We start from the raw sequence: 22614 nt of genomic DNA, 5'->3' as shown, positions 1-22614 counted from the left end.
CGCGGATGGGAACGGCGACGGTCATGCTCGTGGGCGACGACGTCTACGAAGACCTCTTCGGCGCGGGCGTCGAGCTCCAGGCGATGCTGGCCGACGAAGGTCTCGCCACTCGCGTGCGCATCGGCGCGGGGTCGCTGCGCGAACCGGCTTCCGCATCCGGCCCGCACGCGCCGGACGACGTCATCGCCCTCTATCGCGCCGCCGGCGAGCTCGACGACGACGCCCGCCGGGGACTCGTGCGCGCGGTGGCCGGCGGCGCAGGACTGCTCGCCGTCCACTCCACGGCGTACCTCGAGGACGACGCGCTCGTGCCGGTGATCGGCGCGCGGTACCTCGACCACGGTCCGCGCCCCCACGAGTCCCGGTTCGCCGTCGGCCTGGCGCCGCATCCGGTGACGGAGGGCGTCGAACCGTTCGAGCTGGAGCACGAGCACTACCGCCTCGCCGTCGAGCCGGGCGTGGATGTGCTGGCTTGGCGCGATGCCCCGTACGGGCGCGAGCCGCTGGTGACCGCGCACGCCTACGGACGCGGACGCGTCTGCTACCTGCAGTTCGGCCACGACCTGCGGGCCTGGGGGTCGACGGAGGTCCGCCGGCTCGTCACGAACGCGGCGCGCTGGCTCGCCCAGCCCGCACGGACGGCCGCAGAGGCCGCACCCACCACCCGCCCGATCGACGCGGAGGACACCGACCGCCCATGAGAGTGCTCCTGAGACGAGCCGTCTTCTACCTGATCACCGCCTGGGCGGCGATCAGCCTCAACTTCCTGCTCCCGCGCATCATGCCGGGAAGTCCGGCCGACGCGCTGATCGCCAAGTTCCACGGCAAGCTGTCGCCGGACGCCATCCAAGCGCTCCGCGTGCTGTTCGGCCAGAGCGACGCGAGCCTGTGGCAGCAGTATCTCGACTACTGGAAGAACCTGTTCACGGGCAATTTCGGCACGTCGTACGCGTACTATCCGACCCCGGTGTCGGACGTGCTGGCGAGCAGCATCGGCTGGACGCTCGTGCTCATCACGGTGTGCACGGTGCTCGGCTTCCTCATCGGAACCGGGCTCGGAATGATCGTGGGCTGGAAGCGGGGCTCGTGGCTGGACGGCCTCATCCCGTTCACGACACTGCTGTCGAGCATCCCGTACTTCTGGTTCGCGATCTGCGTCGTCCTGATCTTCTCGATCGTCCTGCACTGGTTCCCGCTCTCCGGGGGCTATTCGGTGACCGAGACGATCGGCTGGAACCTGGGCTTCATCGGCAGCGCCACGTACTACGCGGTCCTCCCGGCGCTCACCATCGTCGTCGCCTCGATCGGCGGCTGGCTGATCGGGATGCGCAACATGATGGTCACGACCCTCAGCGAGGACTACGTCCGGCTGGCGGAGGCGAAGGGCCTCCCGAAGCGGCGCGTGATGTTCAGCTACGCGGCGCGCAACGCCATCCTCCCGTCGTTCTCGAGCTTCGCGATGTCGCTCGGTTTCGTGGTGGGCGGCTCGATCGTGACCGAGGTCGTCTTCAACTACCCCGGGATCGGCACGGTGCTGTTCAAGGCGGCGCAGGCCCAGGACTACCCGCTCATGCAGGGCATCTTCCTGGTGATCACGATCACCGTCCTGGTCGCGAACCTCCTCGCCGACCTCATGTACGTCTTCCTCGACCCCCGCACACGAGAGAGCTGAGCTGACATGGCCATCGCCGCCGCCACCGCCGTCGAAGCGGAGAACGCCGAGACGGACACCCCGACATCCCGCTTCGCGTGGATGCGCGCCTTCCGCCGTCCCTGGACCCTCACCGGCATCGTCATCACCGCCGTCTTCTGCATCTTCGGGATCATCGGCCCCTGGGTGGCGCCGTACGACCCGTCGGCGGTCAGCAAGGCGACCCTGCAGCCGCCGAGCCCGGAGCACTGGCTGGGCACGACGCAGACCGGCCAGGACGTGCTGTCGCAGATGCTGTACGGCACGCAGATCTCGCTGCTCGTCGGCGTCGGTGCGGCGATCGTCGCGACCGTGCTGTCTGTGCTCGTCGGTCTGGCCGCCGGCTACCTCGGCGGGCTCTCGGACGAACTGCTGTCGCTGCTCGCCAACGTGTTCCTGGTCATCCCCGCCCTGCCCCTGACGGTCATCCTCGCCTCCTACCTGCCGAAGTCGGGGTCGCTCGGCATCATCCTGGTGATCTCGATCACGGGATGGGCGTGGGGCGCTCGCGTGCTGCGGGCGCAGACCCTGTCGTTGCGCAAACGCGACTTCGTCGAAGCGGCCAGGGCGACCGGCGAGCGCACGTCCAGCATCATCTTCCGCGACATCTTCCCGAACCAGATCGCCGTCATCGCCGCGAGCTTCCTCGGAACGGTCACCGGCGCGATCCTCACGCAGGCGAGTCTCGCGTTCCTCGGGCTGACGAACGTGACCGAGTGGTCGTGGGGCACCATCCTCTACTGGGCGCAGGTCTCGAGCGCGATGCTGACCGGCTCCTGGTGGTGGTTCGTCCCCGCCGGGCTCGCGATCGCGCTGCTCGGCACCGGGCTGTCGCTCGTGAACTTCGGGATCGACGAGTTCATCAACCCGCGGCTGCGCCAGGCGGGCATCGGCACCAGGAAGGCGCAGCGGGCGCAGGTGCGTGCGCAGCGGGCGAAGATCGTGCGGGGGCCGGCCCGGGTGCGCGGCCAGCGTCCGCCCCACCAGCCGTACGACCCGGTGACCAGCGACGTCATCCTGAAGATCGAGAACCTGCACGTCGACTACGTCGGCGAGAACTCGGTGACGCCGGCCGTCAACGACGTGTCGCTGACGCTCCGCCGGGGCGAGGTCCTCGGCATCGCGGGGGAGTCCGGGTCGGGCAAGTCGACGCTGGCCTACGCCATCACACGGCTGCACAAGCCGCCCGCGCAGATCACCGGCGGCGGGATCCTCTACACGAACTCCGACGGCTCGACCATCGACATCCTGCGGATGAGCGAGAGCGAGCTGCGCGACTTCCGGTGGGACGAGCTGTCCATCGTGTTCCAGTCGGCCATGCACGCGCTCAACCCCGTGCTGACGGTCGGCGCGCAGCTCGACGACGTGCTCCGCGCACATCGACCCGACCTGTCGGCCGCGGATCGCGCCGCACGCGTGGTCGAGCTGCTCGGGCTCGTCGGCATCCAGACCGACCGGGTGAACGCCTACCCGCACGAACTCTCCGGTGGGATGCGGCAGCGCGCCATGATCGCGGTGGGGCTCGCCCTCGACCCCGAGATCATCGTGATGGACGAGCCCACCACGGCGCTCGACGTCGTCATCCAGCGCCAGATCATCGAGAAGATCATCGAGCTGAAGGACCGGCTGGGCTTCGCCGTCGTGTTCATCACCCACGACCTCTCGCTGCTCATCGAGCTCTCGGACACCATCGCGGTCATGTACGCCGGACGCGTGGTGGAGCTCGCGGACGCGGACGAGTTCTACCGGAACCCGCGGCATCCCTACAGTCAGGGGCTGCTGGCGTCGTTCCCGACCCTGTCCGGCCCGAAGCGCGAGCTCGCCGGCATCCCCGGGTCGCCGCCGGACCTCCGCAAGCTGCCGACGGGATGCGCCTTCGCGCCCCGCTGCCCGCTCGCGTTCGACCGCTGCGTCGAGGTCGTTCCCCCGCTCATCCCGCTGGCAGGACCGGCCGAGTGGCGGCAGGCGGAAGCCGCCTGCCTGCTCTACGAGGGGGACGGTTCTGCGCCGAACCGGACGCCGGACGCCGTCGCCGAACTTCCGCACGCCCGAATGGAGGATGCCCGATGACCACCATCGAGACCGCGCCGCAGGAGGTCGCACCCTCCGGTGAGGATGCGCCCCTGCTGGAGGCGCGTCACGTCACCAAGCACTTCACGGTGCACAGCTCGCCGTTCCGTCGCGGTCCGCGCCGCGTCGTCCACGCCGCCGACGACGTGTCGCTCGCCCTCTACGCCGGGCGGATCATGGCGCTCGTCGGCGAGTCCGGATCGGGCAAGTCGACCTTCGCCCGGCTGCTGGCGCAGCTGCATCCGGTGACGTCGGGAGAGATCCTGTACCGCGGCAAGCCGGTCCGGGTGAAGGGCGGGGCGTCGTTCCGGGCGCACGTCAGCAAGGTGCAGCTGATCCTGCAGGACCCGTTCGGGTCGTTCAACCCGGTCGCCACGATCGCGCGCACCCTGACGCGCGCCGTGCGCATCCATCACCCGAAGGCCGACGGCGCCGCCCAGCGGCGCATCATCGACGACCTGCTGGCACAGGTGAGTCTGCGGCCGGCGCGCCAGTTCACGGAGAAGTACCCGCACGAACTGTCGGGCGGTCAGCTGCAGCGCATCTCGATCGCGCGGGCGCTCGCCGCCGACCCCGATGTCTTCCTCGCCGACGAGCCGGTGTCGAGCCTCGACGTGTCCATCCGCCTCGGCGTGCTCAACCTGCTGCGCCGGCTGGTGGAGGAGCGCGGCGTCGCGCTGCTGTACGTGACCCACGACATCGCGTCCGCCCGCTACTTCGCCGAGGACACCAGCGTCATGTACGCGGGACAGCTCGTCGAGGCCGGCCCGAGCGAGACGGTCACCCAGAAGGCAGCGCATCCGTACACGCAGCTGCTCATCGCCTCGGCACCGGATCCGTCGCGTCCCGACGAGGCACGGCCACGCGACATCGGGCAGCCGCCGAGCCTGATCGACCCGCCCACCGGCTGCCGGTTCCACCCGCGCTGCCCGTTCGCGATGGAGCGGTGCCGCACGGACGCGCCGCCCGCCTTCGCCCTCGAGGAGGGCCAGTGGGCGAAGTGCTGGCTGTACGCGGACGACGCAGAGGCGACCGAACGGCGCTCCGAGAACGCCGTCGCCTACGGGCTCGGTGCCGTGCGACCGGCCGGCCGCCGCATCCACACCGGGCCGCAGGCCCCCACAGACGCTCCAACGAGCACAGACGCTCCAGAAACAACCGATACCAAGGGAGACCAGCAATGAATCGCAGAAGGTCCATACGTCGCGCCGCCATCGGCGCGGCTTTGGCCGCCTCGCTCGTCGTGCCGCTCGCCGCCTGCTCGTCGAACGGTTCGGGCTCGGGCGACGGACTGATCCTCAACGTGGCGAGTCAGTCCGACAGCCTCACGCAGTCCTTCAACCCGTACCTGCCGAACACCGCGCAGGGGGCCACCTACACGAACCAGGGCGCCGGCGGCTTCATCTACGAGCCGCTCGTGCAGATCAACAACGTCGACATCGGGCACGACATCCCGTGGCTGGCGAAGTCGTGGGAGTGGAGCGACGAGAACAAGACGCTCACCCTCCACCTCCAGTCGGGCGTCAAGTGGACGGACGGCCAGAAGTTCTCGGCCGACGACGTCGTGTTCACCTACGACCTGCTGAAGAAGTACCCGGCCCTCAACGTGGGCGGCGTCGACTTCGACACCATCACGGCCAAGGACCCCGACACCGTCGTGATGACCTTCGCGGCACCGTCGGAGACGAAGTTCACCTCGCTGGTCTCGGCCGCGATCGTCTCCAAGCACATCTGGTCGAAGGTGGGCGACCCCACCAAGTACGTCGACAAGAACCCGGTCGGCACCGGGCCGTTCATCCTCGACACCTTCTCGCCGCAGAGCTTCGTGCTCAAGACGAACAAGGACTACTGGCAGACGCCCGCCAAGATCGGCGGCATCCGCTTCATCCCCTACAAGGACAACCAGGGCCAGACGAACGCGCTCGTGCAGGGCCAGGCCGACTGGTCGGGCACCTACATCGCCGACGCCGAGAAGACCTACCTCTCCAAGAGCAAGGACAACCACTACTGGGCACCGGTCGTCGGATCGGACGGCCTCATCCCGAACCTGGAGAAGTGGCCGCTGAGCGACATCGCCGTGCGACGCGCGATCAGCCTCGGGGTCGACCGGGCGCAGATCGGCGCAGCGACGGACTCGCCGCCCGCGACGAGCCAGACCGGGCTCCCGATGCCGGCCTTCGAGAGCGAGGTCGCATCCAAGTACAAGAACCTCGACTTCAAGCAGGACAAGCCGGCCGCCGAGAAGCAGCTGACCGATGCCGGTTACACGAAGGGATCGGACGGCTACTACGAGAAGGACGGCAAGAAGGTCGAGTTCTCGGTCAGCTTCCCCGCGTCGTACACCGACATCGCGGCCCGCGCCCAGGTGCTCGTGTCGCAGCTGAAGGACCTCGGCATCAAGCTCGACATCGACACCACCTCGGTGAACGACATCAACAAGATCACCGCCGACGGCACGTTCCAGTCGACGATCGGATACCCGGTGGGCCCCGCACCTCGCGCGTTCAACATCTACGACTCGATGATGAACCCGAACAAGTACTACCCGCTGGGGCAGGCGACGCCGACGTTCGAGAACATCGAGCGGTTCAACGACCCGGTCGCGAAGGAGCTGTTCAACAAGTACCCGCTCGCGACCACGGACGAGGAGCGGGCGAAGATCCTGGAGCAGCTCGAGGGCATCTGGATCGACCAGCTCCCGATGATCGTGATGTTCTACTGGGGCAACTACGGCGACTGGAGCAGCGCGAAGGTCACCGGCTGGCCGAGCGAGGACAACCCCTACTTCGCGCCGTACCCCAACCCGGTGGTGGCGCTGAAGCTGAAGCCGGTCTCCTGACCGGACATGCACCGTCCGCGGGCGGGCCGGTCATCCGGTCCGCCCGCGGTCTCGCGAGAGAACGAGAGAGATGACGCGCAACAAGAACGCACTGGTCGTCGTGAACGGCGACGACATCCACCACGACCTGCTCACTGCCTCCCTGGTGTACCAGCAGCTCGGCATCGAGGCGGGCCTGGTGACCCGGCGCGGGATGGGCATGAACCGCTTCGTCGACGCCCGCCCGGAGACGGCCGACGCCGACACCTACCTGCTGTACACCTCCGGCGGGCTGTTCCCGACGGCGCAGCAGGAGGCGCTCGCCGCGGCCGTCCGCGGAGGGAAGGGGCTCGTCGGCATCCACGGCGCCAACATCCTGGGCTGGCAGGGCGACGGGCTCGACCCGGCGGACCGGCCCATGTTCGAGCTGCTCGGCAACCGGTACCTCTCGCACGGGCCGGGTCACCACGAGGGGAGGCACACGATCGAGATCGTGGGTGACCACGCCATCACCGAGGGCATCGACGACTTCGAGCTGTTCGACGAGTACTACGAGTTCGAACTCGCGGACGACGACGTGCAGGTGCTCGCGCGGCGACACAGGGCGGACGGCGCGGAGATCCCCGTGATGTACGCGCGCCAGGTCGGCGACGGTCGTGTGGTCTACCTGGCACTCGGCCACGACCTGCGCTCGTGGGGCGAACCGCCCGTGCGCGAGCTCGTCCGGCGCGCCCTGCAGTGGACGGCGGGCGCGCTGTGAGCGGGGAGGACTCCGGCGGCGGCGCACGACCGCTCGCCGTGATGGGGTACACGATCCTGGAGCAGGCGCTCGCCGACCTGGAGAGCACCTTCGACCGCGTCGCCGCCATCGGCTATCTCGGCGTCGAGACGTACGGGCTGGTCGAGGCGTACGGCGCGGAGCGGGTGCGCATCGCCGCCGCGTCCTCGGGCCTCGCCATCACGAGCGCCCACACTCCGTTCCCGGCGGGCGAGCCCGCGGAGCGGCTGCTGGATGCGGCCCAGGCTCTCGGCGCGCCGACACTGGTGTGGTCGATGGAGCGCGAGGAGTTCGACTCTCCGGAGAGCATCCGCGCCGGAGTCCAGCGGGTGAACGAGGCCGCGGAGAACGCGGCCGCCCGGGGCCTCGCGATCGGGTACCACAATCACTTCGCCGAGTTCTCGCAGAGCTTCGACGGCCGTCAGGCGTACGACCTGCTGCTCGACCTCCTCGACCCACGGGTCGTGGTCGAACTCGACGCCTACTGGGCGCGCATGGGCGGCGCTGATCCCGCCGAGGTGCTGACCCGGCTGGGCGACCGCGCGCGCCTGGTCCACATCAAGGACGGGCCCGCGGTCAGCTATGAGGACGACGTCATGGTGCCGATCGGCGAGGGCGCGATGGACTGGGAGCGCATCCTGACGGCTCCCTCCGGTCTGCGCTGGCACATCGTCGAGCTGGAGCGGCTCAGCGTCGACACCTTCGACGCGCTGGAGCAGTCGTACCGTCACCTGGTCGGCCTGGGCGTGTCGCGCGGGAGCGTGGACGCATGAGCGCCCGGGTGCTCTTCCTCGGCGGCAACGGGATGATCGGCTCGGCCGCCGCGCGCGAGGCCGTCGAGCGGGGGATCGACCTCACCATCGTGACGCGGTCGGCGCCCCGGCGTTCGGTACCGGAGGGTGTCCGCCTCCTGACCGGCGATGTGCGCGACCCTGCAGCGCTGGCGGCCCTGCTCGGCGACGAACGGTGGGACGCCGTCGTGAACTGGGTCGCGTTCACGCCGAAGGACCTGGACGGCCACGTCGACTACTTCGGCGAACGCACCGGCCAGTACGTCTTCATCTCGACATGCTCCGTGTTCGCGCGCCCGGTGCCGCTGCTGCCCATCACCGAATCCACCCCGCGCCGGCAGCCCGTCTTCGGGTACGCCCGCGACAAGATCGCCTGCGAGCTGCTGCTCGAAGAGGCGTACCGCGAGCAAGGATTCCCGCTCACGATCGTCCGCCCGTTCCACACGTACGACGAGACGACGGTCCCGGTGCTCGCCGGCTGGACGGCGATCGAGCGGATGCGCGCGGGCGAACCGGTCGTCGTCCACGGTGACGGCACATCCCTCTGGACGCTGATGCACTCGAGCGACTTCGCCCGCGCGTTCGTGCCGCTGCTCGGCGAGGGCCACGCGATCGGCGAGAGCGTGAACGTCGTCAGCGGCGACATCCTCACCTGGGATCAGATCCACCTCGAGCTGGCCCGCGCCGCCGGGGTGCGCTCGCCGCTGCTGGTGCACCGCTCGAGCCAGACCATCGGCGAGGAGATCCCCGACTGGGACGAGGTGCTGGAGCACGACTTCCGGCACACGATGCTGTTCGACACGACGAAGCTGCAGCGGCTCGTGCCCGGCTTCGCGCCGCAGGTGTCGTTCGCCGAGGGGGCGCGTCGGGTGGTGCGTCACCACGACGAGCACCCGGATGCGCGCGGAGTCAGCGCGGAACTCGCCGCGGCATTCGATCGTCTCGCGGCGCGGTAACGAGTGGTATGAATGAGGCGTGCTATCGGCAGGGAGAGGGTATCGACGTTGACGCAGCCGGAGACTCTCGGTCGAGACGCGGTCGCCGCCATCCGGCCTGACTACCCCGAGCCCCTGTGGATCCAGGTGATCAACCTGATCACCCACGAGATCGCCACCGGCGTGCTGAAGCCGGGCTCACGTCTGCCACCGGAGCGCGAGCTGTGCCAGCAGCTGTCGATCTCGCGTGTGACGCTGCGCAAGGCGCTCAGCCAGCTGGTCGAGGACGGCGTGCTCAGCGCGTCGCACGGCCGTGGCTGGTACGTCGCCCAGGCGCCCGCGCCGGGCAAGGACTTCCCGAACAACCTCGAGTCGTTCACCGAGACCGCGAACCGGATGGGGCTGGCCGCGTCGTCCACCGTGCTGCGCGCTGAGACGAAGGCGGCGACGCTGGACGAGGCGGAGGAGCTGGGCGTGGCGCCCGGCACCCCGCTGTTCCACCTGGAGCGGGTCCGCCTGCTCGACGAGGTGCCGATCGCCGTCGACGTCACGCGGTTGCCGGCTACCATCGCCCCGTCGCTCGAATCGGTCGACTTCGCCACGGCATCCTTCTACGAGGCCCTCGCGGACGCCGGCGTCGAGCCGTTCCGCGCCGACGCGACGATCGAGGCGCGCGAGGCCATCGGAACGGTCGCCGAGCACCTGGGGCTGGAGCTCGGGAAGCCGGTGCTGGTCATGCGCCAGGTCGCCGTCGACCAGTCCGAGCGTCCGCTGTTCGTGTCGACGATCACGTACGCGGGCGAGCGCTACCGCCTGCGCACCCACTTCGCCCGCACGCGCTAGCCGCATCCCTCCGCCCTCTCCGCCCGTTACGGCGTCACCGTCCGCCCGCTGCGAAAACGGAGGACATCCCGGACCGTGCGGCCGCGCGCGCCTCCGTTCGTGGCGAATCGCCGCGCCGGTCGCTGGGATCTCCTCCCTTTCGAACGGCGACGAAAACGGAGGAGTTCCCAGGGCGGCACGCCGCGGGATGCGGGAAAGTGAGGTGGTTCGGGGCCGGAAGGGTTCCGAGCACCTCCGTTTCCCGCATCGGGTGGGGTGCGGGGTCAGGAGGTGGCGAGGAGCTCCGCGACGGCGGCGTCGTCCGCCCACGCACGCGCCCAGTGACCCGGCTGCGCGGGGCCCGGATCGTCGGGCGTCACCAGCACGTCGGGGGAGAGGCGGAAGCGCTCGGGGTCGAGGTCGAAGGCCTCGGAGTGCGGGTCCGGCGCCGCCCGCACCAGCAGCTGCGTGTACGGATGGATGGGGTTGAGGATGACCTCGCTCGACGGACCGCGCTCGACCACCCGGCCGTGGCGCATGACCACGATCTGCGTCGAGAAGTGCCGCGCGGTCGCGAGGTCGTGCGTGATGTAGAGCACGGCGAGGTTCCGCTGCTTCTTGAGGTCGTCGAGGAGTTGCAGGATCTCGAGCCGGATGGACACATCCAGCATCGACACCGGCTCGTCGGCGATCAGCACCTCCGGCTGCGGGGCGAGCGCTCGCGCGATGGCGATGCGCTGACGCTGCCCGCCCGAGAGCTCGTGCGGATACTTCGCCAGGATCTCGGCCGCCGGCCCCAGGTTCACCGAGTCGAGGAGCCGGTGCAGTTCCCTCTCCTCCTCCGCGCGGGTGCGCACGATGCCGTGGATGCGCAGCGGCCGCACCAGCTGGTGGCGGATCGGGAGCGACGGGTTGAGGGAGGAGAACGGGTCCTGGAACACCATCTGGACGCGTTTGCGGTAGCGCTTGGTGGCGCGGCGTCCGGAGCCGATGCGCTCCCCGTCGAGCGTGATGTCGCCCGCCGTCGGATCGACCAGCCGGATGAGCATCTTGGCGATCGTCGACTTGCCGCTGCCCGACTCGCCGACCAGGGCGACGGATTCGCCCGGACGCACGATCAGTGAAACGTCGTCGACGGCCTTCAGGACGTGCGGGCGCAGGCCGCTCCCGCGGATCTGGTACTCCTTGGCCAGGTGGAGCGCTTCGAGCGTCGTCATGCCAGCGCCTCCTCTCCTCGTTCGATGTCGACATAGCGTGTGCCCGTGAGCGGGACGTCGCCGCGGAGGCTGGGGAACGACCGCAGCAAGTGCCGGGTGTATTCGTGGCCGGCGCCGTCGAGCAGCGCCTGCGGGGTGTTCTCCTCGACCAGACGCCCCGACAGCATGACGCCGACCCGGTCGCTGATCTCGAGCAGCAGACCGAGGTCGTGGGTGATGAACAGCACGGCGAAGCCGAACTCGCTGCGCAGCCGGTCGATCTCCTCCAGGATGTTGCGCTGCACGACGACGTCGAGCGCGGTCGTCGGCTCGTCCATGATGATCAGCCGGGGCCGCAGGGCGAGGGCCATGGCGATCATGACGCGCTGCCGCATCCCGCCGCTCAGCTCGTGCGGGTAGCTCTTCAGCCGGTCGACCGGGATGCCGACGGTGCGGAGCAGTTCGGCGGCGTGCTCCCGACGCTCCGCTCGGCTGAGTCCCGCGCGGTGGTCGACGAAGACGTCCTCGATCTGCGCCCCGATCCGGTGGACGGGGTTGAGGGCGTTCATGGCGCCCTGGAAGACCATCGAGATCTCCTGCCAGCGGAAGGCGCGCAGCTCGCGGCCGTCGAGACCGAGGATGTCGGTCGTCCCGCCGTCTTCGCGGCGCCACTCGATGGAGCCGCCGCTGATCTGGGCGGGAGGCTGCAGGAGCCGGGTCACGGTGTACGCGAGGGTCGACTTCCCGCATCCCGACTCTCCCGCCAGCCCGACGATCTCGCCGGGGTGGATCTCGAGCGAGACGCCGTCGACGGCCCGCACCGGGCGGTCGGTGGCGTAGTCGACGGTCAGGTCGCTGATGCGCAGCAGCGGTTCGCTCATGCGGCTGCTCCCTTCGGGGCGGTACGGGAGCGCTTGGCGATGGCCGCCGTCCGCAGCCGCGGGTTGATGCGCTCATCGATCGAGAAGTTGATCAGGCCGAGGGCGGCCCCGAGGATGGCGATGCAGAGCCCCGGTGGGACGAACCACCACCACGCGCCGAGGGTGATCGCCTGGGCGTTCTGGGCGAAGAACAGGATGCTGCCCCAGCTCTTGCCGCCGGGCGCGCCGAGCCCCAGGAAGGACAGCCCGGCCTCCGCGAGGATCGCGCCGAGGGCGCCGAAGACGAACTGGCTGGCGATGATCGGCATGAGGTTGGGGAGGATCTCGCGCAGCATGATGCGCCAGTTCGACTCGCTGGCGACGCGCGCAGCATCCACGTAGTCCCGGGAGCGCACCGAGAGGGTCTGCGCGCGGAGGACGCGGGCCGCGCCCGCCCACGACACCAGGGCGATGACGACGGCGATCACCACGATGTCACGCGACTCGACGTAGTCGGTCACGATGATGAGCAGCGGGAGGCCGGGGATGACGAGGAACACGTTGCTGATGAGGGACGAGAGGTTGTCCCAGAACCCGCCGAGGAACGCGCCGCCGATGCCGAACAGCATCGAGAGCACCACGGTGATCGCGCCGGCGACCACGCCGATCACGACGGAGCCCGTGGTTCCTGCGTAGACCTGCGCGAAGACGTCCTGCCCGATGTTCGTCGTGCCGAACCAGTGCTCCGCGCTCGGCGGCTGGAGTCCGACGGGGCTGGACTGGTTCGGGTTCGGGACGAGGAGGGGAGCGGTCAGGGCGACCAGCGCGAAGAAGACGCAGATCGCGATCCCGACCCAGAACTTCCACCCGCGGGAGGTGCGGCGCCGGTCGGTGCGGCGCGATCGGCCGGCGGCCCGGAGGAACCCGGTGCGGGCGGCCGCGGCGTCGTCGGCGTCGGGCTCGGAACCGGACAGCTCCGGGTCGGCGAGTTCTTGCTGCGTGAAGCTCATGAGGACTCCTAGTTCGCCAGCCGCGTGCGCGGGTCGATGAAGCCATAGACGAGGTCGACGACCAGGTTCGCTCCGAGGACGGCCAGGGTGATGATGAGGAACAGCGCCTGCATCAGCGGGTAGTCGTTGTTCTGCACGGCGGTCAGCAGGGTGAAGCCGACGCCCGGGTACCCGAACACGCTCTCGGTGACCACCGATCCGTTGACGATGAAGCCGAGGGACATCGCGAACCCGGCGACGCTGGGGAGCAGGGCGTTCCGCATGGCGTACGAGCCGAAGACCCGTCCCGGTCGCAGCCCTTTCGCCCGCGCGGTGACCACGTAGTCCTCCGCCATCGTCGACACCATCATGTTGCGGGTGCCCAGCAGCTGGCCCGAGACGGACGCGAGGATGATCGTGATCGCCGGGAGGGCGCCGTAGATGATGACGGAGCCGATGAACTCCGGTGTGAATCCCGGCACGATGTTGAGGTCGTAGCCGCCGCTGACCGGGAACCAGTGCAGGATCGAGCCGAACACGTAGACGAGCACGAGGGCGAGCCAGAAGTAGGGGATCGCCGAGAAGAAGGTGGAGGCGGGGAGGATCGCGTCGGTCCAGCTGCCGCGACGCCAGCCGAGCCACGAGCCGAAGACGACGCCGATCACGTAGCTGATGACGGTCGCGAGGCCGACGAGCGCGAGCGTCCACGGGAGCGCCTGCATGACGACGTCGATCGCCGGGGTCGGGTAATAGCTGACCGAGAGGCCGAACTGGCCGGTGAAGATGTTGTGCAGGTACTGCCCGTACTGGACGATGAGCGGCTCGTGCGAGACCCCGAACTGCAGTTCGAGGGCGTGCCGGGCTTCCGGGGGCATCGGGGCGACACCCTGCGTCTTGGCGAGGATGACGTCCACCGGGCTGCCTTTGACCAGCCGGGGGAGCAGGAAGTTGAGGGTGATCGCGATCCAGCCTGCGATCAGGTAGAAGCCGAGCTTGTTGAGGTAGTAGCGCATGAGGTGGTCCCGCCGGGTCGGGGCGCGGGACGACGGGTGACCGCCGTCCCGCGCCGAGGGGTCACTTGACGGGCTTCAGCGACTTGGCGATGTAGCCGATGTTGCCGGACAGCCAGTTGGACGGGGTCGCCCACAGGTTGTCGGGCGTGGGCATCCCGGTGAAGTACTGGTCGCGGTAGGTGGTCACCGCGCCGTTCTGGCTGAGGATGATGTACGGCTGGTTCTCGGCGAAGTAGGTGCCGAGCGCCTGGTAGGCGCTGGTCAGCTGAGCCGGGTCGTTGGTGCCGCCCGCCTGCGCGATCAGCTGGTCGACCTTCGGGTCCTGGAAGCGCACGAAGTTGGCGTTGGCCGGCTTGCCGACCGGTGCCGTCTTGGCCGAGTCCAGGCTGTCGCTGAACTGCTGGAAGGGGTTCGGGCCGGTCGGGATGCGGTCGTCCAGGAGGTCGAACGAGCCGTTCTGGCGAGCGGTGGAGTAGGCGCCGAGCGACAGCTCCTCCGGGGTCGCCTGAACGCCGATCTTCTGGAAGTCCTGCACCAGCAGCTGGTTGGCGGTGATCGTGTCGGTGTAGCCCGTGACAGTGGTGATCTTGAACTTCACCGGCTGGCCGTCCTTGCCGATCAGGTTGCCCGAGCCGTCGTACGAGTAGCCGGCGTCGGTGAGGATCTTCTTGGCCTTGTCCACATCCTGGTCGAGCGTCTTGCCCGTGTAGTCGGCCGGGATGTAGGCCTCGTCCCGCGGCTGCAGGAGGCTCGTCGGGTTGGCCGGGGTGTCGGTCCCTCCGAACGCCTGCTTGATGATCGCGTCGCGGTCGATCGAGAGGCTGAGCGCCTGACGGAAGGCGAGGTCGTCGAAGGGCGCCTTGCTGAGGTTCGGCATCAGCACCTTGATGTCGGCGGGGATGGACGTGTACTTGTTGTACTTCTTGTCCTTGTCGACGAACGACTTCTGCACATCCTGCAGCGCGATGCCGGCCCAGTCGATCTGGCCCGCGTTGAGCGAGTTGAGCGCCGCGGCGTTGCCGGTGGACGTGACCAGCCGGATGCCGGGGATCGCCGGCTGTCCCTTCTGGTAGTAGTCCTTGTTGGCCGTGAGGGTCACCGACTGCGGGGTGAACTGCCCGAAGTCGAAGGCTCCGGTGCCGATCGGCTTCTGGTTGGTGGTCTTCGCCGGGTCGGAGATGGACGACCAGATGTGCTCCGGCACGATGAAGGTGAGGCCGAGCAGGCGGTACTCGTTGGGGTAGTCCGGCTGGCTGAGCGTGATGGTGACGTGGGTGTCGTCGACGGCCTTCGCCTCGGCGATCTTGAGGCCGTAGAGGTTCAGCTCCGGCTTCTTCTCAAGCAGGTTGTACGTGTAGGCGACGTCGGCCGCGGTGAACGGCTTGCCGTCCTGCCACTGCACGCCGTCGCGCAGGGTCACGGTGTAGGTGAGGCCGTCCGGCGAGACGGTGTACTCGGTGCCGAGCCACGGCTGCGGCTTCTCGTTCTTGGCGGAGTTGAAGTAGAAGAGCGGCTCGTAGACCGCGCCGAGCACGGCGCCGTTCGCGCCGTAGGCGACGTCGGCGACGAACGGGTTGAAGTTGTCAGTCAGGTTGCCGGGGTTGCCGGAGTACACGTTCAGGTAGCGGGAGCTGCTGGACGCGCCGCTGCCGGCGCATCCCGTGATGATCAGCGTGGCCGCCGCCACCGTCGCGAGAGCCGCAGCCACTCGCATCTTCATCGACTTGCGTGGTCGCACTGCATTCTCCTCGGGTTCGGGGTGATGGATTGACCGCGAGCATACATAGCGGTCCATAGAGGTAGCAAGAGGTATTTTGTTTCTGGTCTATCACGGGTTTCGGTATAGACCAATGGCGTACCACATGGCTACTATGGCGATCACACCCGTTCCAGCAGGAGGAAATGTGATTCGAGTAGGACTCCTCGGTTCCGGCTTCATCGCCGACACGTACGCGGACGCCCTCCAAGACGTCCGCGGGGCCGAGCTCGTCGCCACCTACTCGCGCGACCTCGCCCGCGCTCAGGCCTTCGCCGGGAAGTGGGGCCCCATCCCGCGTCAGTACGACGACATGGCGGCCCTGTGCGCCGACCCGGAGATCGACCTCGTCGTCATCGCCCTCCCCAACGAGGTGCACGTCGAGGCGGTCCGCATCGCCGCGGCCGCGGGCAAGGGCATCGTGTGCACCAAGCCGCTCGCCCGCACCGGAGCAGAGGCGGCGGAGATCCTCCGTATCGTGCGCGACGCCGGTGTCTGGCACGGCTATGCGGAGAGCTCGGTCTTCTCGCCGAACATCGCGAAGGCCCACCAGATGGTCGTCGCCGGCGCCATCGGCGACCCGCTCACCATGCGGGCGCGGGAGGCGCACTCCGGCCCGCACGCCCCGCACTTCTGGGACGCCGAGACGGCCGGCGGTGGAGCCCTGCTCGACATGGGCTGCCACACCGTCGAGTCCGCACGCCACTTCTTCGGGAAGGGCAACCCGGTCACCGAGGTCTTCGCGTGGGGCGCGACGATGGCCCACGCGGATAAGACCACCGGAGAGGACACCGCCATCGCCCTCCTGAAGTTCGCGGGCGGTCAGCTGGCGCAGATCGAGTCGTCGTGGATCGAGAAGGGCGGGATGCAGCTGCGCCACGAGCTCGTCGGCACCGCCGGGCGCCTCGTCACCGACACGTCGCACACTCCGGTCTGGGGCTTCATCGAGAATCCCGCCGGTTACCTGGTCGAGAAGGCGGACGCCGAGACGGGATGGGTCTACCCGGTCCCGGAGGAGGCGCGCGCCTACGGGTTCAGCCAGGAGATGCGGCATTTCGTCGAGCGCTTCGCCGAGGGGCGGGAGCCGGACGAGACGTTCGACGACGGCTTCGTCGTCAACTGCATCCTCGACGCCTGCTACGCCTCGATGCGCTCGGGCGTCTGGGAGACGGTGAGCCTCGAGCGATGACGACGACACCGACCACGACGGGCGTCGTCCGGACCGACTACCCGGACCCGCTCTGGATGCAGGCGGCCGACTCCCTGCGCGAGCGGATCGCCTCCGGCTCACTGCCCGCTGGCGCGCGCCTTCCACCCGAGCGGGAGCTCTGCCTGACGCTCGGGATCAGCCGCGTCACTCTCCGCAAAGCACTGCAGGCCCTCGTCGAGGACGGCGCGCTCGCGCCGTCGCACGGCCGGGGCTGGTACGTGTCCGGCGAGAGCGATCAGCGCAACGAGTGGCCGAACAGCCTCGAGTCGTTCAGCGAGACGGCCGAGCGGATGGGACTGGCGGCGAGCTCGCGCGTGCTGCAGGCGAGCGTCGCCCCCTCCACCATCGACGACGCCGAATTGCTCGGCATCGCCCCGGGCCTCCCGATCTTCCGGCTGGGCCGCGTGCGGATGCTCGGCGGCGTTCCGATCGCCCTCGACTGGGCGCTCATCCCGGCCGCCCTGCTTCCGGACGCCGAGAGCTACGACTTCGAGACCTCCTCGCTGTACGAGGCGCTCACCGAGACCGGCAACGAGCTCGCCAACGCGGAGACGACCATCGAGGCGCGCGAGGCGAGCGCCGACGTCGCAGGCCAGCTCGGCGTCCAGCCGGGAACACCGACCCTCGTGATGCACCAGGTGGTGCGCAACCGGTCGGAGCGGGCGGTGCTCGCCTCGACCGTCCAGTACGCCGGCGACCGCTATCGCCTCCGCACCTACTTCTCCCGCCACAACCGAACGGAGTCCTGACGTGACCGAAACCGCCCAAGCGCCTACCGCACCGTACGCGGACCCGGAGGCCGACGCCGCCATCGCGGCCGCCCTGGCGAGCCTCCGGCCGGAGGAGGTCGCCGCCTCGCGGGCGATCCTCGAGCGGGAGGGGCTGCTCGGGCCTGACGGACATGTGTCCTATTTCGGCCTGCTCGAGCAGGACAAGCGCACTCTGCTCGCCCCGGGGTCCCGGCCGGAGGCCCGCCGGTTCCGCGCGATGCTGGTGGACTTCGCCACGGGAGCGTCCCACGACGCCGTCGTCTGCCCGGCGGAGGACCGCCTCGTGTCGGTGGTGGAGCTCGACCCGGCAGACGGCCAGGTTCCGGTGGTCCTGGCCGAGTTCGGGCTCGTCGAGGAGATCGTCCACCAGGACGAGCGCTGGCTCGCGGCCATGGCGAAGCGCGGCCTCACCGACATCTCGACACTGCGCGTGAACCCGCTCTCGGCCGGCGCTCCGGCGACCGACGAGGCCGGCCGACGCATCCAGCGCTGCTTCACCTTCGTGCAGAAGACGCCGGACGACCTCGGCTGGGCGCATCCCGTCGACGGCGTGACGGTGATGGTGGACGTCGTGACCCGCGAGGTGCTCGACGTGATCGACTACGTCGAGCTGCCCGTGCCGCAGGAGGACGGCAACTTCCACCTCCCGGAGTGGGTGGGGAAGCCCGAGCGCGCAGGCCTCAAGCCGATCGAGATCAGCCAGCCGGACGGTCCGAGCTTCACCATCGACGAGAACGGCGTCCTGTCGTGGCTGGGCTGGAAGCTGCAGGTGTCGTTCGACCAGCGCGAGGGGCTGGTCTTCCACAACGTGTCCATCGCGGACGACGGAGTGCAGCGCCCGGTGCTCTACCGCGCATCCATCGCCGAGATGATGGTGCCCTACGGCGACCCGAGCCCGCAGCGCTGGTTCCAGAACTTCTTCGACTGCGGCGAGTACCTGCTGGGCGGCTTCGCGAACTCGCTGGAGCTCGGCTGCGACTGCGTCGGAGACATCACCTATCTGGATGCGACCCTGGCCGACAACGCCGGGAACGTGCGCGTCATCCCCCAGGCGATCTGCATCCACGAGGAGGACGCCGGGATCCTCTGGAAGCACTTCGACAACTGGAACGGCTCGAGCGACTCCCGCCGCAACCGCCGGCTGGTGGTCAGCTTCTTCGTGACCGTGGGCAACTATGACTACGGCTTCTACTGGTACTTCTCGCTCGACGGCAACATCGAGCTGGAGGTGAAGGCCACCGGCGTCGTGTTCACCTCCGCGTACCCGGGCCCGGGCTACGCCTACGCGTCGGAGCTCGCTCCCGGCCTCGGGGCGCCGTATCACCAGCACCTCTTCTCGGCGCGTCTCGACATGATGGTCGACGGCGTGGAGAACGCGGTCGACGAGCTGGAGGCGGTGCTCGTCCCGCGCGGGCCGGAGAACCCGACCGGTACCGGCATCACCCAGACGGTCACCCGGCTGCGCACGGAGAAGGAGGCGCAGCGGATGGCGGACAACGCGAAGAACCGGGTCTGGCTCGTCTCGAACCCGGGCAGGAGGAACCGGCTCGGCGGCGCCGTCGGGTACGTGCTCTACCCGGAGGGGAAACCCGCCCTGCTGGCCGACGAGCTCTCCGACATCCACCAGCGCGCCACCTACTCGGCCAAGCACCTGTGGGTCACGCCCTACGAACCCGCCGAGCTGTACCCGGCGGGCGACTTCGTCAACATGCACCGGGGCGGCGCCGGCCTCCCGAAGTGGACGGCCGCGGACCGCGACGTCGACAACGCCGACATCGTGCTCTGGCACACCTTCGGGCTGACGCACTTCCCGCGCATCGAGGATTGGCCGGTGATGCCGGTCGACTCGGCGGGGTTCGTGCTCAAGCCGCACGGGTTCTTCGGCGCCAACCCGACCCTCGACATCCCGGAGTCGGTCGGCGACCACTGCGCGCCCGGTCATCACGGGCACGGCGACGGCCACGCGGATGCGCACACGCACGATCACGGAGGGCACGGCGCGTGAGTCTCGGAATCCAGCTGTACAGCGTCCGCGAGGACATCGGCCCGGGCCGGCTCGAGGGCACTCTCGAACGCCTGGCGGGCTACGGCTTCACCCAAGTGGAGCCGTACGACATCCTGAGCGACACCGCGGGGCTGCGCGCCGCGCTCGCCGCCACGGGTCTCATCGCGTCGACCGCGCACGCCAAGATCACGGAGCTCGACCGCGACGCCGTGCTCGATGCGGCGGAGAGCCTCGGCATCGAGACCGTCATCGTCCCCTTCGTGCCGCCGGTGAGCATCGCCGACCGCGACGGCGTGCTGGCCCTCGCCGACGCGATCAATGCGGTGGTTCCGGTGGCGGCCGAACGCGGCATCCGCATCGGGTACCACAACCACGACTTCGAGTTCTCGCAGTCGGTCGACGGCCGGACGGCCTATGACGTGCTGGTCGACGCGCTCGACCCCGCTGTCGTGCTGGAGCTCGACACCTATTGGGCGGCGGTCGGCGGCGAGGACGTGCTCGGCCTCATCCCGAGACTCGGCGACCGGGTGCGCTTCCTGCACGTCAAGGAGGACGGCACCAACCCGTTCGACGTCACCGCGGCCATCGCCGCCGCCCGATCGCTGGAGCTACCGGTGGTCGAGGTGGTCGTGCACGAGGGGGATGTGTTCCCGCTCGTCGAGCGCAACGCCGCGTTCTTCGCCGAGCGCCTCCCGCGGGCGGTGGACGCATGACCGCCACCGGCGTCGGGATCGTCGGCGCAGGAAACATCTCGGACGAGTACCTGCGCTCGCTCGCGACGTACCCGGACGTGCGGGTGGTCGCGATCGCCGATCTCGACGTGGAGCGCGCCGCGGCGCAGGCCGACCGGTACGGCGTGGAGGCCGCGCCCACCGTCGCCGACCTGCTGGCACGCGACGACATCGAGATCGTCGTCAACCTGACCATTCCGGCCGCCCACGCCGACGTCGCGCTCGCCGCCATCGCGGCGGGCAAGCACGTCTGGGGCGAGAAGCCCCTCACGCTCGACCTGGCGTCGGCCCGCGCGGTGCTCGACGCAGCGCAGGAGGCCGGCGTCGTCGTAGCCAACGCGCCGGACACGATCCTCGGCGAGGGCATCCAGAACGCGCAGCGGCTGCTGCTCGACGGTGCGGTCGGAGAGCCCAGGACGCTGCTCACCCTCATGCAAGGCCCCGGACCGGATGCCTGGCACCCGCGGCCGCAGTTCCTGTTCGCCCGGGGCGCCGGTCCGCTGTTCGACATCGGCCCGTACTACGTCAGCACGATGATCCAGCTGCTCGGCCCGATCGTCCAAGTGGAGGCGATGGGCCAGCGTCCGCGCGCCGAACGCGTCGTCGGGTCAGGACCGGACGCGGGTCTGCGGTTCCCCGTCGAGGTCGACACACATCTCAGCGTGCTGACGCGGTTCGCCTCCGGTGTGGTCGGCACCTCCGTGTACAGCTTCGACTCGCCACGGCGGCGGCAGGCGTTCGAGATCACCGGATCGGAGGGCGTGCTCGAGGTGCCGGTCAGCGGCTTCGACGGACCGACGCGGGTGCTCGCCGGCGACGACCGCGACCACGCCTGGAGCGAGGTCCCCGCGCCCGGAGCCCACCGGGAACGCGGTGTCGGCGTGCTGGAGTTTGCCCGCGCCCTGCGCGACGGCCGGCCTCCGCGCGCGTCCGGCCCGCTCGCGTTCCACGCGCTCGAGGTCATGCTCGCGGTCGAGGAGTCGGCGCGCTCCGGCGTGCCCGTCGCCATCGACAGCACGGCGCCGCCCGTCGAGCCGCTCCCGCCCGACTGGGACCCGAGCGCAGCGACCACACCATCCAGCTCGGCAGCAACCGGCTCGCGAGCAACCAGCCCAGCACAGTCAGGGGGACTCCGATGAAGGGGTACATCACGTACGCGTCCGCGCGGGCGACGCAGGCGGAGGAGCTCGGCCGGGCGATCCCGCTGATCGCCGATCAGGTCGAAGCGCGCTCGGCGCTCGGCCAGCTCGCGGGACCCGGCCCGATCTTCGTCGGGATCGGCGCGAGCCTCGCCGCGGCGTGCGCGCCGGTCTGGGAGCTGCGCTCGCGCGGCATCCACTCGTTGCGCCTCGGCGCTGGGGACTACCCCGTGCCGTTCCCGCCGAGCGTGCATCCCATCGTCGGGATCTCGCAGAGCGGCCGCAGCGCCGAGACCTTGGCGGTGCTCGAGTCGGTGCCGGAGGAGCTGCGCTTCGCGGTCGTGAACAGCGAGCCGTCGCCGATCGGGCGCATCGCCTCGACGTTGTCGCTCGGCAACCTGGCCGACAGCTACGCCTCGACCCTGGGGTACACGGCGACCGTCGCGGCGCTCGGGCTGCTCGCCGATGTCTGGGACGGCGGGACGCCCGATGCAGGATGGGCGCGGCTGGCCGAGACGTTCGCCGAGGTGGAGGATCGACTGACTGCTCCGGTCTCGGCGCTCGCCGAACTGTTCGCGACGGTCTCGTCGAGCGATTTCGTCGGCGCGGGACCGGCGGTCGGATCGGCCGAGGCGGGTGCGCTGCTGTTCCGTGAGGTGGCCCGCATCCCGGCGACCGGGATGAGCACGCGGCAGTACCTGCACGGCTCGATGGAGTCGGCGGGCGACGGGGTGCACGTGGTCTTCGGCGACAGCCGGGAACTCGATCTGGCGACGACGCTGGCGGACGCCGGCCACCACGTCGTGCTCATCTCGGCCGAGTCCATTGCTGCGACGAGCACCCTGCACCCGGTGCGCCTGCCCAAACTTCCCGCCGCCCAGCGCGCGGTGCTCGAGGCGCTGGTGATGCAGATCCTCGTCGGCGCCGTGGCCGAGGTGCGGGGTGTGGACATCGAGGAGTTCGTGTTCCACAACGCGGACACCAAGGTGTCGGTGGATGCGGGGGGCGCCGCGTGACGGCTGCATCCCCTCTTATTTCCCC

Annotated in this window: 20 protein-coding genes; 15 read left to right on the top strand and 5 right to left on the bottom strand. The window is 69.5% G+C overall.

Going from position 1 to position 22614, the window contains the following annotated elements; translation table 11 throughout:
• The first annotated feature begins 5 nt into the window (after positions 1 to 5).
• The 9 genes from BLR91_RS14340 (at position 6) to BLR91_RS14300 (ending at position 9925) form a co-directional block, all read left to right on the top strand.
• Positions 6 to 701: a ThuA domain-containing protein gene (locus tag BLR91_RS14340; protein WP_231918931.1), complete on the top strand. Its 696-nt coding sequence runs from the start codon at positions 6 to 8 to the stop codon at positions 699 to 701.
• Entirely contained in the window at positions 698 to 1672 is a 975-nt protein-coding gene (locus tag BLR91_RS14335) for an ABC transporter permease (protein ID WP_018189835.1), read from the top strand. The genes BLR91_RS14340 and BLR91_RS14335 overlap by 4 nt, the downstream gene beginning before the upstream one ends.
• Before the next feature lie 6 nt (positions 1673 to 1678).
• Positions 1679 to 3760, top strand: coding sequence for a dipeptide/oligopeptide/nickel ABC transporter permease/ATP-binding protein (locus tag BLR91_RS14330; RefSeq protein ID WP_089881034.1), 2082 nt, complete (start codon positions 1679 to 1681; stop codon positions 3758 to 3760).
• On the top strand, positions 3757 to 4944 hold the full coding sequence (locus BLR91_RS14325) for an ABC transporter ATP-binding protein (RefSeq protein ID WP_018189837.1): 1188 nt from the start codon (positions 3757 to 3759) through the stop codon (positions 4942 to 4944). Before BLR91_RS14330 ends, BLR91_RS14325 begins: the two co-directional genes overlap by 4 nt.
• Positions 4941 to 6599: an ABC transporter substrate-binding protein gene (locus BLR91_RS14320; RefSeq protein ID WP_231371095.1), complete on the top strand. Its 1659-nt coding sequence runs from the start codon at positions 4941 to 4943 to the stop codon at positions 6597 to 6599. The genes BLR91_RS14325 and BLR91_RS14320 overlap by 4 nt, the downstream gene beginning before the upstream one ends.
• Positions 6600 to 6669: 70 nt before the next feature.
• Positions 6670 to 7338 (top strand): ThuA domain-containing protein, encoded by a 669-nt coding sequence (locus BLR91_RS14315; protein WP_020075581.1) that lies wholly within the window; start codon positions 6670 to 6672, stop codon positions 7336 to 7338.
• A complete protein-coding gene (locus BLR91_RS14310) occupies positions 7335 to 8129 on the top strand; it encodes a sugar phosphate isomerase/epimerase family protein (protein ID WP_231918930.1) in 795 nt (264 codons plus the stop codon). The genes BLR91_RS14315 and BLR91_RS14310 overlap by 4 nt, the downstream gene beginning before the upstream one ends.
• Positions 8126 to 9103 (top strand): NAD-dependent epimerase/dehydratase family protein, encoded by a 978-nt coding sequence (locus tag BLR91_RS14305; protein WP_089881037.1) that lies wholly within the window; start codon positions 8126 to 8128, stop codon positions 9101 to 9103. Before BLR91_RS14310 ends, BLR91_RS14305 begins: the two co-directional genes overlap by 4 nt.
• A 48-nt stretch (positions 9104 to 9151) precedes the next feature.
• Positions 9152 to 9925 (top strand): GntR family transcriptional regulator, encoded by a 774-nt coding sequence (locus BLR91_RS14300; protein WP_089881040.1) that lies wholly within the window; start codon positions 9152 to 9154, stop codon positions 9923 to 9925.
• A 263-nt stretch (positions 9926 to 10188) separates the two neighbouring features.
• Here the strand turns inward: BLR91_RS14300 and BLR91_RS14295 are convergent, their stop codons facing one another.
• The 5 genes from BLR91_RS14295 to BLR91_RS14275 all read right to left on the bottom strand — a co-directional run bounded on the left by BLR91_RS14295 (position 10189) and on the right by BLR91_RS14275 (position 15700).
• Positions 10189 to 11121: an ABC transporter ATP-binding protein gene (locus tag BLR91_RS14295; protein ID WP_089881043.1), complete on the bottom strand. Its 933-nt coding sequence runs from the start codon at positions 11119 to 11121 to the stop codon at positions 10189 to 10191.
• Complete coding sequence (locus tag BLR91_RS14290) at positions 11118 to 11981, bottom strand: ABC transporter ATP-binding protein (protein ID WP_089881046.1); 864 nt, start codon at positions 11979 to 11981, stop codon at positions 11118 to 11120. Before BLR91_RS14290 ends, BLR91_RS14295 begins: the two co-directional genes overlap by 4 nt.
• On the bottom strand, positions 11978 to 12970 hold the full coding sequence (locus tag BLR91_RS14285; RefSeq protein WP_018189845.1) for an ABC transporter permease: 993 nt from the start codon (positions 12968 to 12970) through the stop codon (positions 11978 to 11980). Before BLR91_RS14285 ends, BLR91_RS14290 begins: the two co-directional genes overlap by 4 nt.
• A gap of 8 nt (positions 12971 to 12978) precedes the next feature.
• Positions 12979 to 13962, bottom strand: coding sequence for an ABC transporter permease (locus BLR91_RS14280; RefSeq protein ID WP_089881049.1), 984 nt, complete (start codon positions 13960 to 13962; stop codon positions 12979 to 12981).
• Between the two features lie 61 nt (positions 13963 to 14023).
• On the bottom strand, positions 14024 to 15700 hold the full coding sequence (locus BLR91_RS14275) for an ABC transporter substrate-binding protein (RefSeq protein ID WP_231918929.1): 1677 nt from the start codon (positions 15698 to 15700) through the stop codon (positions 14024 to 14026).
• A 166-nt stretch (positions 15701 to 15866) separates the two neighbouring features.
• Here BLR91_RS14275 and BLR91_RS14270 point away from each other — a divergent pair, with 166 nt between their 5' ends.
• From BLR91_RS14270 to BLR91_RS14245, 6 genes are read left to right on the top strand one after another with little or no spacing between them, the layout of a single operon-like run.
• Positions 15867 to 16907 carry a Gfo/Idh/MocA family protein gene (locus BLR91_RS14270; protein ID WP_089881054.1) on the top strand — a complete coding sequence of 347 codons (1041 nt, stop codon included), beginning with the start codon at positions 15867 to 15869 and terminating at the stop codon, positions 16905 to 16907.
• Positions 16904 to 17677 carry a GntR family transcriptional regulator gene (locus BLR91_RS14265; protein WP_018189849.1) on the top strand — a complete coding sequence of 258 codons (774 nt, stop codon included), beginning with the start codon at positions 16904 to 16906 and terminating at the stop codon, positions 17675 to 17677. Before BLR91_RS14270 ends, BLR91_RS14265 begins: the two co-directional genes overlap by 4 nt.
• Position 17678: 1 nt before the next feature.
• Positions 17679 to 19703, top strand: a complete 2025-nt coding sequence (locus tag BLR91_RS14260) for a primary-amine oxidase (RefSeq protein WP_089881056.1) — start codon at positions 17679 to 17681, stop codon at positions 19701 to 19703.
• Complete coding sequence (locus BLR91_RS14255; protein WP_089881060.1) at positions 19700 to 20416, top strand: sugar phosphate isomerase/epimerase family protein; 717 nt, start codon at positions 19700 to 19702, stop codon at positions 20414 to 20416. Before BLR91_RS14260 ends, BLR91_RS14255 begins: the two co-directional genes overlap by 4 nt.
• Positions 20413 to 21573, top strand: coding sequence for a Gfo/Idh/MocA family protein (locus BLR91_RS14250; RefSeq protein ID WP_089881063.1), 1161 nt, complete (start codon positions 20413 to 20415; stop codon positions 21571 to 21573). The genes BLR91_RS14255 and BLR91_RS14250 overlap by 4 nt, the downstream gene beginning before the upstream one ends.
• Positions 21570 to 22589, top strand: a complete 1020-nt coding sequence (locus BLR91_RS14245) for an SIS domain-containing protein (protein WP_020075572.1) — start codon at positions 21570 to 21572, stop codon at positions 22587 to 22589. Before BLR91_RS14250 ends, BLR91_RS14245 begins: the two co-directional genes overlap by 4 nt.
• The last annotated feature ends 25 nt before the right edge of the window (positions 22590 to 22614 follow it).

Origin of the sequence: Leifsonia sp. 466MF (genome assembly GCF_900100265.1) — a bacterium.
Classification (GTDB): Bacteria; Actinomycetota; Actinomycetes; order Actinomycetales; family Microbacteriaceae; genus Leifsonia.
Note: the sequence above shows the minus strand (reverse complement) of the source record. Positions and strands in the feature narration are given on the sequence as shown.

What these genes read in the sequence shown, in the direction of transcription:
- BLR91_RS14265 (WP_018189849.1), top strand. Translation starts at nt 16,904, where the DNA reads ATGACGACGACACCGACCACGACGGGCGTCGTCCGGACCGACTACCCG.
- BLR91_RS14295 (WP_089881043.1), bottom strand. Translation starts at nt 11,121, where the DNA reads ATGACGACGCTCGAAGCGCTCCACCTGGCCAAGGAGTACCAGATCCGC.
- BLR91_RS14285 (WP_018189845.1), bottom strand. Translation starts at nt 12,970, where the DNA reads ATGAGCTTCACGCAGCAAGAACTCGCCGACCCGGAGCTGTCCGGTTCC.
- BLR91_RS14340 (WP_231918931.1), top strand. Translation starts at nt 6, where the DNA reads ATGGGAACGGCGACGGTCATGCTCGTGGGCGACGACGTCTACGAAGAC.
- BLR91_RS14250 (WP_089881063.1), top strand. Translation starts at nt 20,413, where the DNA reads ATGACCGCCACCGGCGTCGGGATCGTCGGCGCAGGAAACATCTCGGAC.
- BLR91_RS14305 (WP_089881037.1), top strand. Translation starts at nt 8,126, where the DNA reads ATGAGCGCCCGGGTGCTCTTCCTCGGCGGCAACGGGATGATCGGCTCG.
- BLR91_RS14320 (WP_231371095.1), top strand. Translation starts at nt 4,941, where the DNA reads ATGAATCGCAGAAGGTCCATACGTCGCGCCGCCATCGGCGCGGCTTTG.
- BLR91_RS14325 (WP_018189837.1), top strand. Translation starts at nt 3,757, where the DNA reads ATGACCACCATCGAGACCGCGCCGCAGGAGGTCGCACCCTCCGGTGAG.
- BLR91_RS14245 (WP_020075572.1), top strand. Translation starts at nt 21,570, where the DNA reads ATGAAGGGGTACATCACGTACGCGTCCGCGCGGGCGACGCAGGCGGAG.
- BLR91_RS14330 (WP_089881034.1), top strand. Translation starts at nt 1,679, where the DNA reads ATGGCCATCGCCGCCGCCACCGCCGTCGAAGCGGAGAACGCCGAGACG.
- BLR91_RS14335 (WP_018189835.1), top strand. Translation starts at nt 698, where the DNA reads ATGAGAGTGCTCCTGAGACGAGCCGTCTTCTACCTGATCACCGCCTGG.
- BLR91_RS14315 (WP_020075581.1), top strand. Translation starts at nt 6,670, where the DNA reads ATGACGCGCAACAAGAACGCACTGGTCGTCGTGAACGGCGACGACATC.
- BLR91_RS14290 (WP_089881046.1), bottom strand. Translation starts at nt 11,981, where the DNA reads ATGAGCGAACCGCTGCTGCGCATCAGCGACCTGACCGTCGACTACGCC.
- BLR91_RS14280 (WP_089881049.1), bottom strand. Translation starts at nt 13,962, where the DNA reads ATGCGCTACTACCTCAACAAGCTCGGCTTCTACCTGATCGCAGGCTGG.